The following is an 11581-nucleotide window of genomic DNA, read 5'->3' on the forward strand; positions in this document are numbered from 1 at the left end:
TTCTATTCGAACAACCTAGTCTTTTTCTGCCTCATCTGCCAAGGCATCGTGTATTTCATTGCTGTCATCCGTAGCGTCGTTGTCGCTGGTCTGAGGCTTAACACTAAACGGTGATTGCGGGCCGTCGTCTTCATCCGCCTCAGGCTCCGGCTCATAGAGCGCCTTTGGCACAGGTCGCGCGCCCTCCCCCGACCACCACGGATCAGAAACAGGAATAACCGACGGCTCACGGTCAGCCTCGTCAAGCGGCTCATCAGATTGCGCGGTAGTGGGGGTTACAACCGGTTCCGGATCAGACTCGACAACCGGTTCCGCCGCAGGCTCATCCGCTGGATTTCCCGCCAGCAGCCATTGAAACACGAACGCATCCGGCCAGCCTTCGGTGGCGTGAAAGGTTGCCGTACGCGACGGATCACCCGCACTCCACCAATAGCTGCGCTGCGCCGACGCCCTGCGGTGGTCGGTTGCCGCGACATTGGCCATCATTTCGTCAACTGCACCTGCGGTATGAACCGCCCAGAACCCCGCATCTCCAGTCTCGAACGGCGCAGGCAGCAGCTCGCTTGGCAGACTTAGCATGTCGGCCAGTTCAGCGGCGGTCTCAGGTGTGTCATGTTCCAGCATCAGCGCCTGCAATGCCTCATACCAGCGCTGCTCTGGCACCAATGTTGGTGGCGGAAACTGCGCGCCTTCCGCCAAAGCGATCAGCGGAAAGCGGCGGCCCACCTTGTCGTAGCTGAACACCATGACGCCCGCTACGGGGCCACCAACAGCCGCAGGCACAACGCCTTCCCCTAACCAAAACCGCAAGGGCAACGCGATGTCATATAATGGCTGCCACACGTCACCTAGATTATCGCGTACGCGCGGCAGCACTGCGCCCATCCATTCTTCAAGCGCGACTTGCATCGGTTTGGACATCCCCGCGCCGATGAAATCCCCAAACGCGGGGTGTTTGCCGAAGATGCCCGTTTTGCCCATCCGTCAGATCAAAGCCCCTGCGGGCATTTGAACTCGGACAGCTCGCGTAGCGTGAACGGGTTATACAGCGCGTTGACCCGCACGGAGTAGCTCACATACCGCCCGCCAATGGTGTAGCGGACCTGCGTGGCGTCCCCCTGCTGGCGCGGCGAGCCTGCGCGGATAAATTGCATGAACGCCCACGGTCCTTGGTCGAACTGGATCGAGCTTTGACGTCCGTTCAAACCCGGCAAAAACTGCAACGTGGTCGATGAGCCGGCCGATGGCCACTTGACCGTTTGCGGCACGTTGCCGACCTGACGTGTGGTGATCACCTGTCCGTTCACTTCCAGCACCGCTTGGCGCACTTGGTCATGCGCTGATTCTTGGCTCACGGTCACTTCCAGCTCGGGGTTGGAGCCCCCGGCAGGGAAGAAAGCATCCTTGATGCGTGCCGCCCGTTGGAATTGCTTCAATGTGCCAAGGCTCAGTCGGTCGCCCAGTTGGCTTTCCGACGACCATTTCCAATCGCCGCCAGACTGATCCGCATGAGGGCTAAGATGTTGCAGGAAAAAGCGGTCCATGACGCCATCCGGTGCAAAGACGCGGGCGAATTGTGCCATCGGCACCTGTCGCGAGGTCGGGCCATTGAACGGATAGCGACCGGTGATGATGTCGTTGCAGACGCGGGTCACTTGGTTGGTCAGATCTTGGTTCAGCTGCGCAATCGTGGTGTTTGCCGCATCGCCCTCGAAATCCTCAACAGCCTCGTTGACCATCCGTGCCAAGGGGGTCGGCAGACGCGACGCGGTTGATCTTAGAATACCAATCTGCACCGGAAGCTGTGCCGCCGCTTGCGTGGCATTAAACCCTGCCGCAATCACGAGGTTCTGTTGCACCTGCCCCAGATTACCCAAAAGCGCGTCAATCGGGCGACCTGTTCCAGCCGATCCGGCCTCCAGCAAGGCGTGCCACTCCGCAAATTGGGCCTCGATAGTCGCACCGGGAATAAGCGCTTGCGCCTCACTTCCGCCGCCACCGCCAGCCACACCCGCGCGGCGCTGCGATTTGCCGCCCCCAAGGGCTGCGGTCAAACCGATGCGCGTCAATCCATTGGTGCGGTTGATAAAGCGGGTTTTAACCTGATCGGCAGCGCGCAAAGCCGCTTCGGACTCGGCCAAGCCGTCCACTGCGCCAGCCACATCGCCGCCAGCACCCGCTAGACCCAGACCTTCATTCGGATCAGCGGTCAGTTTAGTTTCTCGGCTAACCGCCTCGACCAGCTTCAGCAAAGGCGAGGTCGTCGGTGACGACGCCGCCGCAAGCGACGCGTAGGCCGGCTTGTCTGCGGACATGGGGGCCAGTTTCAACTGCTTCAATAAACCTTCCCATGCGGACAGGTAGTCCTCACGGTATTTGGTCAGTAACGCACGCCCCAAGCCGCTAAGCTGCGTATTAACTTTGGCGGTCTCTGCATAATCGCCCATCACCCATTGCTCGCGGTCCAATTTTCCGGCGACTTCACTCAACTGATCGAGGAAGAAATTCTGGAATCCGTCATAGGTATAGAGTGAGTTAACGCCCAACTCCCCTAAATCAGAGCCATCGACAGTTTCAAACACCAGATAGGAATCCGGCCCCACGCGGTCCACAAGATTGAAGTTGTCGACGCCCGAAAACTCCACTGTCGCCTTGATCAGTGCATATGCCTGATCGGCGACGGACATGCGCGCAAGGATACGTTCGCCCGCATCGACCAACTCACTGTCGAGATCGACGCGCACGTCACGGTCTCCATCCATCTCCAGCATCGCTAGCAAATGCGCCTCAAGGTCTTGGCGCGTCGCGCGGTTCGTCGGTCCGGGGTAGAGGTTGTTGAAATCTTCGCGGAACCAACCGCGCACAAGATCATCCTCCGGCGCAGGGGCCACTCCGCCCAGCAATTTGTAGACCTTGAGGCCCTCATAGATGGCCAGCGTCTCGTTGGTTTGCACGAACTCGGCCAGTTGTTCTTCCAGACGCAGTACCAGCCGGGGGCGGAACATCCGCTCCAGCCCGTCGGCATAGGACGCCCGCGAGGCGGTTTGCAACTGCTCGCGGCGCGACAGGCCGAAGCCTTCTAAAATGCCGTGGTCGTCTCCGCCGCCTTCCGCGACCGCATCAAGCACGCCGTCCCCATCAGTGTCGATCTCCTCCGGCACCTCTTGCGTGGAGGCATAGCCCGTTGGCATGTCACGCAACAGTTGCAGGTAGCCGGAAACGGTTTGGAAGTCGGTATCGTCCACCACGACTTCCTGTAGCTCTTCGCGCGCGGCCAATTCGTAATCGGCCATCGCCGCTTGCGCCGAGCGCACCAAAGACGCGTTCGCCCAGTAGGAATATCCCCACGCGCCCAAAAGCCCCAACGTCGCCAACCCCACAAGCGTAAAGCCCGCGTAGCGCAGGCCGGTCGCTCGGTTCACCGCTTTGCGGTCATAAGTCACCCAGCCCTGTTCAGGGAAGATGACGTGTTTCAGCAGGTCGTGCAGGAAGAAGCTCTTGCCCTTGCCCGACATGAAGCCCCCGGCCAATGCGGGGTCCGCACCAAAGCTGCGGCCCATGGCCCCCAGCACTTGGTCGATCGGCGTGCCTTCCTGCGTACCCGACGAGAAGTAAAACCCGCGCAGCAGCGCGTTGGTTTTGTAGCGGGTTGGCTCGAACACCTGCCCAAGGAACGACGCGATGTTGTCGCGCATCATCGCCATCTGGCCCGGCAGGCCGAAAATGGCGATGCGGTTCACGCCATCGGGTTCTTCACTCAGACGGTCCATAACCTCGTCCGACAGGCGCGCGACCAGCAGGTCGAACTCTTCGCCAACCTGCGTATGCGTCTGCTCGCTGCGGCTCTTGGTCTGGAACGTGGTGCCCCAAACTTTCTGCCGCCGCGACGCGCTGAAGCTGGCAAAATACTCGCGGAACCCTGCAACCAGATCGGCCTTGGTGAACAGCACGTAAACGGGGAAGTCGATCTTCAACGTCTCGTGAATCTCCGCCAGCCGCGCCCGCACCACTTCCGCATGGCGCGTCAGCGAGGCCGGATCGCCGTTCATAATATCCTCGACCGAGAAGGCCAGAATGACACCGTTGATCGGCTGCTTGGTGCGGCCGCGTTTCAGCAATTCAAGGAAGCTCTGCCAAGAGGTCTTGTCGGCCTCCGCGTCGCTGTCTTGCGAGGTGTAGCGCCCTGCGGTGTCGATCATCACCGCTTCTTCCGCAAACCACCAGTCGCAGTAGCGCGTGCCGCCGAAGCCTTCCATCGCCGTGCCGGATTTCTCGGCCAGCGGGAACTTGATGCCAGAATTCAACAGTGCGGTCGTCTTACCGGCGCCCGGTGGCCCGATGATGACATACCACGGCAGATCGTACAGGTAGCTTTTGCCGCCCGACGCCTTCAGCGTCGCCAAGGCATCTGTCATGCGCTCGCCCAAAACGGCGCCGTCGCCGACAGGATCTTGCGGGATCAGAGCTTCTTCAAGCTCTTGTGCCCCTTTGCGCGCACGACGCCAGCGGATGAACCACACGATGGCGAATATCAGCAAGACCGTTGCGATGATCGCAACACGCACCCACACCGATGCGAACGGGCGCGACTCTCCGAAGCCAAGAAGCGGGCCACCGACCCACACAACAACTCCGAACAAGATCAGCGACAGGATCAGCAGCGGAATGCGCATCCATGGTTTTTTGAAGAAGCGGCCAATGGCGGCGAAGTAACGCATTATTGAAGCGTCTCCTGACGTTGAATCATGATCTCGACCCTGCGGTTCTGCGCGCGGCCCTCGCTGGTCGCGTTGTCCTCAATCGGATCAACTTCGCCCTTACCTTCGATTTGCAAACGGTCCGGCGTGGACAAAGCTTCGCCCAGCACCCCGCCGACAGATTTCGCCCGCGCCTCGGACAGCTCTTGGTTCGTTTTGAACCGGCCCCTGCCTGACATCGGAATGTTATCCGTGTAGCCCACGACACGCACCGGTCCCGGCTCATCGTCCAGTGCCTTGGCCACCTCGGCGGCGATCACCGAGAACTCTGGCTTCACATCAGCCGAGCCGGAGCCAAATAGCACAAGGTTGTTCACCCGCACGAAAATGTAATCGCCCTTCGTGTCCACAGCGACAGACCCATCCGCTATCTGGTCTGCCAGCTTCGCGCGGATATTTTCCAGCTGCGTCGTTTCGGGTATCTCGGGCGGGATATAGGCCTCGAAGGCTTGCGCGCGTTGCAGACCCACCAGTTCCTCGGGGTGGATATCCAACAACCGCGTCACAACCGCGGAGCTGTCATTCGAGATCAGCATATTCAGCGTCAGGTAGGCGCCCAGCAATATCGCCGCCGCAGCCGACGCCACGATCCATAGCGGGTTGGCGCCGAACCGTTTGCGCTTGCCCAACTCTACCGGAGTCCAATGCACCGACACATCCTCGTCGGGCCGGCTATGCACGCGGCGCAGGCTCTCGTAGATCGACGCGCGGATGCGTGCCAGCTCCTGTGCCCCGCCGGGCATGGTGCGGTACTTGCCTTCAAACCCGAGGCTCAGACACATCAGCATCAGCTCCAGCACGTTGAAGCGCTGCGCGGGGGCCTGCATGGCTTTGTCGACCTCCTCGAAGAAGCCCACGCCGGAGGTCCGCACGTTATAGAACCGCGCGACCATCGAATACTGAATCCAGATATCGCGGTCGGTGCCGGGTATGTTCTGCACGATGTCATCCGCAGTTCCGCACAGGCAATAGCGAGCAACGTCCGCCTCATGAGAATCCACTCCCGCCTGAACGCAATTGGCATGGAACGCTTCCATCTCGCGGGTGACATGCTCCATCAACGGGATCGCGTCCATCTCGACCATCTGCGTGCGCAGTCGGCCAAACAGGATCAGCAAATTGGCGGCAGCGGCAACAATCGGGTTGCTTGGCCCGCCCTTGCCCAAGCCCGTGGCGCGCAATGCTTCATGCAGCGCGATCTTGGGGCCGGTGTGTACGACCTGCTCCGGTTCGCGGCTTTGCATCGCCGGGAAGAAGCCGTCTTGGCTGGCCCCGCCAATGCCGGACCCCGGCGACGGCGTGCCGCCGCCCATCCATGCGTCACCTGCGCTTTGACTGGTGCCAAACCCACCTTTCGGTTGTGGGTTATACGGGGCAGCGGGAGGTGGTGACTGGGGCAATCCCCCGCCAATCACCGTGCGCTGGCCACCGCCCGCAGGTGGAGCAGACGGCGGCTGTTGCAACCCCGGAGGAGGAGAGGCCGGACGCCCCGCTGACAAGTTCCGCAGTTCTTCGGCCGTAGGCAACTTGCCCCCGATAACTGTTTTATCCTTGTCGTTGGCCATTAAGCTTTCTCCGCAATCGCCCAAAGCTCAAGCTTCAGATCCGGCCAGTCCCCCGCGAAATGCATCGCAAGCGCTGGCGCGGTCGAGAACTCGCGCCACATCGGCGTGTTCTTATCGAGGATGAAATAGACGTTCGTCGACACCGCCCTGATCTGGCGCGGCGGCGTCGGGGTATGACGTAGCTCGATGCCCGGCAGGTTGTTGTTGACGATTTCGTTCATGCGGGTGTTTGGGCCCACTTTGCACAGCTCGGGGAACTGCTGCTGGATTTGTGTCAGCGACTTGGAGGACGTAACCTCGATCACAAATGTCGCCTCGCGGAACAGGTTCCGGTCCATGACTTCCGCGATGTAGGAATTCTGGCGCACCATCTTGAGGTCCAGACGTGTCGCGCGACCAACATCGCGGCTTAGCAAGCGCTGGATGTCGCGCACGACCGGCGTGAAGGTGTCCTTCGGGTTGTCGTGGTCATAGGCAGGATATTCCTGCGCCATGCGCTTGTCGTTGTCGAAGGTCCAAAGCTCGCCCACAAGGCGCAGCAATTCAACATAGAGCTTTTCCGGATGCACATAGCGTGAATTGCGCAGATGGCGCAGCCCGCCGATCTCGCGATTCAAAAGTAGCAGCATGAAATAGTCGGTCGCTTGCAAGCCGCCGCCCGCAGATGGATCAGCCGCATAGCGCGCCAGCCCTTCCTGCTTGGTCTCGACCCAGCCGATAACGCGGTCCAGCCAGCCGGTGAAAACCGGATGTGCGCTGACCACCATGGCGGGCGGGGCGAAGGTATCGTCCATCGAAATCACTCCATCGCGCACCTCTTGGATACGGCCGATCTGCATACACTGATAGCCGGGTTTCGGCGTCTTGCGAATGTCGATTTCCAGACGCGGTTGCGCCAGTTCGATGTCTTGTTCCAGCCGCATCGCGGAGGCGCTATCCGCGACCATCTCGTTACCCAGCACAAACCGCGTCGCGGCGGTTGTTTCGGTATCAGGTGCCAACTCGCGTCCGTTCATCGCCGCATCCGGCAAGGTCAGCCAGACGGACATGCCATCTGCCTTTTCCGGCACCTCTTTGGGTGTTGGCAACGGGTTGATATTGGGCGCGTCGAACGGCATCCCGTCGGGCATGATCCCCACGGCGGAGCGCAACCCGATCCGGCCTTGCTGCGCCATGTCGCGATCCAGCTTCAGTTCCGCCAGCCCCCAAGGATACGGCGTGATCGTGCGGGTGCGATTGTCGACCAGCTTCTCAAGGTAGCGGTCCTGCTGTTGCAGGTGATGGGGCTGAAGGAACAGGCCCTCTTTCCACGCAACTTTGCTATACCAAGACATATATTTCCCAACTTGCCGTCATCGCCCGCTCTCAAAAGCGCGCATCCAAAACACAAAGCCCAGCTGACGCTAGGTAAAATCCCTGCATGAACAATGCGGTGTGAGGGTCAGACGGTCAAGGGCCGCAGCCCGAGGATCACCTTTATTTCACGGCTACTTGGCACGCCCCGGCTGATTGGGGTGAACTTTGCGTTTCCGCCCTCGCCGCTCGCGCATCGGGGCACCGATCACGGGGTAGATGTCGTTGTAGTTGGCCGAATGGTGAGTAAAGTTCCGTTTCACCACGGCGTCGCTGGCAGAGCTCAGGTCGCCGGGGACGGCATATTCGCCGCTACCGGGGAATGCCTTCATCGGCACGTCCGACGACGTGGCCTTGTCATACATCTTCCGCAGCGCGATCCGCGACAACTCGTGGCGCATCCAAGGGCGGTTCAGACGCGTCAGGATCGACCAACGATAATAGGTGCGGTAGGTGTTCCCGTAGGCCACTGTCTCCGTCTCGATCGGGGTCGACTCCAACTCCCATGCGCCGGGCAAGTCAGCGGGTGTAATCCAGCCCTCGGCGATGAACACCGCTGCATCCGCCATCATGGTTGCGCGTAACTGCGCGACAGCACCGGCCTGCGCCGTCTGCGCCTGCGCATTGCTGTACCCGACGCCAGTGGTCGGCATACGGATCACCGGGCGCTCTTTGAAATTTTGCGGATAACCCCCGCCTACGTTGGAGTGGACACCCGGCAAACGCTCCACCTCACCACCACTAGGCTGGTTATCGTTTAGACTAAAGCTGTGCCGGATTTCGTCTTCCGCAGTCAGGTGAAAAATCGTCTCTGCCGACGCGGTCTTCAGATGAACATCCACGTCACCGTTATCCGCCGTAATGTCCCCGGCGATGGCAGCCACGGTGTCGAAAATCCCCACGAAGCGCAGGCGGATATTGCGGTCTTTGGGCAAGCGGGCATGCTTGTCATTGGTCCAGCCCAGTAACGGCATTAGGTCAATCCAGCCAACCCGCTTGTAGTCTAGCCTACCCGCGTTAAAGCCGTTAACGAAGTGTCGCGCCGCGGCCGCCCCGCGCGAGAAGCCGAACACGTCCAGCACGACCTCCTCGGGCTCGACGCCAGGCGACAGCCGGTTTATCATTTCGCCCACATCCAGTGCTGCTTCGATCACGCGGTTCTCGACCCCGCGCTCGCCAATCCCCATGGCAGAGCCCCAGACGTCGTCTTCCTCGCCCGTCTCGGTGCCTATGCCCTGAACATACAGGTTCCGATAACGGCGCTCGTATCCACCACAGGCGTTGGTCGTATCGTAGCGGTTGCCGTCGTTGTAATAGAGGTCCTTGAGCAGCGAGACATTGGAGCGGGCGTTGGCGTAACTCCCCTCCCCGCCGGTTTGCGCGTTCTGTTCGTTATTACCCGTGCCGTCGAAGAAAACACCAATCTCCAGCGAAACTTTCGGGCATGTCTGCACCACCGCACCCGCATGGGCCGAGCCAAGGGCTGCCATATCAGCGGCGGCGCCACTTTCAATCGCAGCAGTGGACATTCCAGCCATCTAACCCGCCTCCCCTGCGCATGGCGTATCAATACGCGGCATGCTCTGCCGTTTGCTCTCTTGCGAATACACCCACTCCAGATCCACATGCGCATCCAGGCGCGTGCTAAAATCCACGTCGGCGTCGGCACGCCTCGCAGCGCAGGTCTCCGCCACGATGGTTCCGTTATATTCGCCACTGGCCGCATCGGGGCCGGTGTCTGTAGATATCGCCAGATGCCCGTTCCAACCAAACACCACGGTCACAAGCGCGGTAGGGCCCGTACGGTCTTCGACGCGAAGCCTGCCATCGGGCACGACGATCTCGGCGCTGTAGGCGCGGTCCGTATAGGCTTCTACCCAATCGGCGCGCACAACAAGCGCCGCACCGTCCTGAGTAGGCGCGGCAAGGTCCGTCAGTGTGCGATTGCCCCCACGAGGGTTTTCCCAGTCAGTCGACGCAAGATAGGGTGGCGCGCCGTAGGCACGTCCGTTGATTTCAAGCGATTGTACTATGATCGGGTTGGTGATGTGGGACGCGTCGGTCAACACCATACCTGTGGGCACTGCGTTCCCAAGCATACCCATTGCCAAAGCGGCGGGGGCGATCAGCAGTGCGGCGCACGCACTCTGGCTTATGCGAAGCAAAACGCCCATTTATGTATTCTCCCCAGAACAACTGCTTTCAATATCCGGCACCGCCATCCATTGGTCGCGGCGATCAATAAGCCGACCCAACCCCGGTATCTCGTTGACCCGCAACCCATAATTCTGGTCGCGGTTAGGTGTGCGTTTGCCACACATCCGTGTCACTTCGCGGCCGTTGAATTGACCGGTCTTCGGATCTGCCTCAGCATTGGTGAATAACATGAACTCGCCATTGCGACCATACACAAAGGTCATGTAGGCGGTCACGCCAACCACGTCCTCCACATGCAGCTCGCCCCAAGCTACGCTGGCATCCGCCGTATAGGCGCGGCCCGTTTCGATCTCTGTCCACTCCGCATGGATATCGACGATCTGGTCATCGGCGTTGTCCCATGGCAGCCCCGTTAGCGTCGTGCTGCCGCCACGCGGGTTCATCCAGCTGGACGAGGCGAGGATAGGAAACGACCCCATGGTCCGACCATTGATCGCCAGACCATCCACCATAACCGGAGTGCTTTGATGCGATGCGTCATTGAAAGTCAGTTCTGTCGGGCGGCTCTGGCCAAACATGCCCATTGCGAAGGCTCCGCCAGTCAGCGCTACCCCAAATGCGGCGGCGCATGGTATGGCGAAAACCCGCATCATGTGCCGGCCCCGTGCATATGCTCATCCGCCGCCAGAACTGTTGGCGGGATCACGTTCATCCGGTCGCGCAATGCCTCGACCTTGCGGGCTTCGCGGGCTTTGGACAGGCAAATTTGGCGCAGCTGGTCCTCGGGGTCTTTCTGCTCGAACCCCGGCCCGTAAAAGACCTCCCAACAGGCCAACAGATATAGATGGTCAAGCTGCTTGATACCCGCAGGCATCATGCGATCGAACAACCCGCGAACGCGGCGATACACCAAATCATCGGGGCGGTCTTCGTCCAGATGCTCCCCAAATGTCTTCTCGATCCGGCGCGCGACCTCTTCCATGTCCCGTTCTAGACGAGCACGCGCAATCGCCCCGACCTCGCCAGAAGTCAGCAGGAAAGGTTTGCCGTCCTGACTGCGTGGGCGGGTATAGTTCTCAGGCTCCGCCTCGATCTCGGTTAACCGCCACTGAGTAGGTCTGTTTTCCAATAAAAACATACGGTTGATCCGCGCACCCTCGCGGCAGAACCAATGTGCCACGCGGGCCATGTCATCCTTGATATGGCCAAGATAGGCGGCCATCGGGGCCGGTTCCCAGAAGCGGAAATAGTAGGTTTTTCCGGTCTCGTATTTCATCCGGTAGAAGCGGCGCCAATGCCGCCAGACCGCGTCGAAATCAGGGCTGGCGCGAAACAAAATACCCGGCTCAAGCCGCGCGATGTTCCACGGTGTGTCTTCGTCTTCAAGATGGGTGAACAGCATGCGCGTCAGTGTATCGACCTCGGACAGAACGACCAGCCAAGGGGCAACGTCACCATATTCTTCCTCGGCGTCGCCCTTGAACAGGCAGCGATGCGGGATAACTGCATCTTCCAGCATGTTCTGCAAGTTCTCGATCTTGCCCGCATCCAAAATGGCATAGAGAACCGTTTCGGTTTCGCCCGGTGGGAAAATGAGGTCCTGCAAGCTCTCAGGAACAGACAGCCGCGGGTGGATTCCGCGCTGGTTGTCGAGAAGCTGCACGCCATCATGAACGGTCAACTTCAACCCCGGACCGGGTCCCCCCGGCGTCTCCGGGGGCATGCCAGAGGCGGACCCGTCCGCCATCG

8 protein-coding genes are annotated in these 11581 nt (G+C 60.4%); all 8 read right to left on the reverse strand.

All coding sequences use genetic code 11. The annotated features are described in order from the left end of the window. Nucleotides 1–15 precede the first annotated feature (15 nt). The 8 genes from tagF to BCF46_RS18625 all read right to left on the reverse strand — a co-directional run bounded on the left by tagF (nucleotide 16) and on the right by BCF46_RS18625 (nucleotide 11513). Nucleotides 16–981 (reverse strand): type VI secretion system-associated protein TagF, encoded by a 966-nt coding sequence (tagF, locus tag BCF46_RS18590; protein ID WP_121028081.1) that lies wholly within the window; start codon nucleotides 979–981, stop codon nucleotides 16–18. 8 nt (nucleotides 982–989) lie between these two features. Then, nucleotides 990–4718 carry a type VI secretion system membrane subunit TssM gene (gene tssM / locus BCF46_RS18595; RefSeq protein WP_121028083.1) on the reverse strand — a complete coding sequence of 1243 codons (3729 nt, stop codon included), beginning with the start codon at nucleotides 4716–4718 and terminating at the stop codon, nucleotides 990–992. After that, a complete protein-coding gene (gene tssL, locus BCF46_RS18600; RefSeq protein WP_121028085.1) occupies nucleotides 4718–6322 on the reverse strand; it encodes a type VI secretion system protein TssL, long form in 1605 nt (534 codons plus the stop codon). Before tssL ends, tssM begins: the two co-directional genes overlap by 1 nt. Further along, complete coding sequence (gene tssK / locus BCF46_RS18605) at nucleotides 6322–7656, reverse strand: type VI secretion system baseplate subunit TssK (protein WP_121028087.1); 1335 nt, start codon at nucleotides 7654–7656, stop codon at nucleotides 6322–6324. Before tssK ends, tssL begins: the two co-directional genes overlap by 1 nt. Nucleotides 7657–7809: 153 nt before the next feature. Beyond that, on the reverse strand, nucleotides 7810–9213 hold the full coding sequence (locus BCF46_RS18610; RefSeq protein ID WP_121028089.1) for a T6SS phospholipase effector Tle1-like catalytic domain-containing protein: 1404 nt from the start codon (nucleotides 9211–9213) through the stop codon (nucleotides 7810–7812). Continuing rightward, nucleotides 9214–9849, reverse strand: coding sequence for a hypothetical protein (locus tag BCF46_RS18615; RefSeq protein WP_121028091.1), 636 nt, complete (start codon nucleotides 9847–9849; stop codon nucleotides 9214–9216). It lies immediately after the preceding gene. Then, nucleotides 9850–10485 (reverse strand): hypothetical protein, encoded by a 636-nt coding sequence (locus BCF46_RS18620; protein ID WP_121028093.1) that lies wholly within the window; start codon nucleotides 10483–10485, stop codon nucleotides 9850–9852. It lies immediately after the preceding gene. Next, nucleotides 10482–11513 (reverse strand): DUF4123 domain-containing protein, encoded by a 1032-nt coding sequence (locus tag BCF46_RS18625; RefSeq protein WP_170157984.1) that lies wholly within the window; start codon nucleotides 11511–11513, stop codon nucleotides 10482–10484. Before BCF46_RS18625 ends, BCF46_RS18620 begins: the two co-directional genes overlap by 4 nt. Between the last annotated feature and the right edge of the window lie 68 nt (nucleotides 11514–11581).

The organism is Litoreibacter meonggei, assembly GCF_003663885.1.
Lineage (GTDB): Bacteria > Pseudomonadota > Alphaproteobacteria > Rhodobacterales > Rhodobacteraceae > Litoreibacter > Litoreibacter meonggei.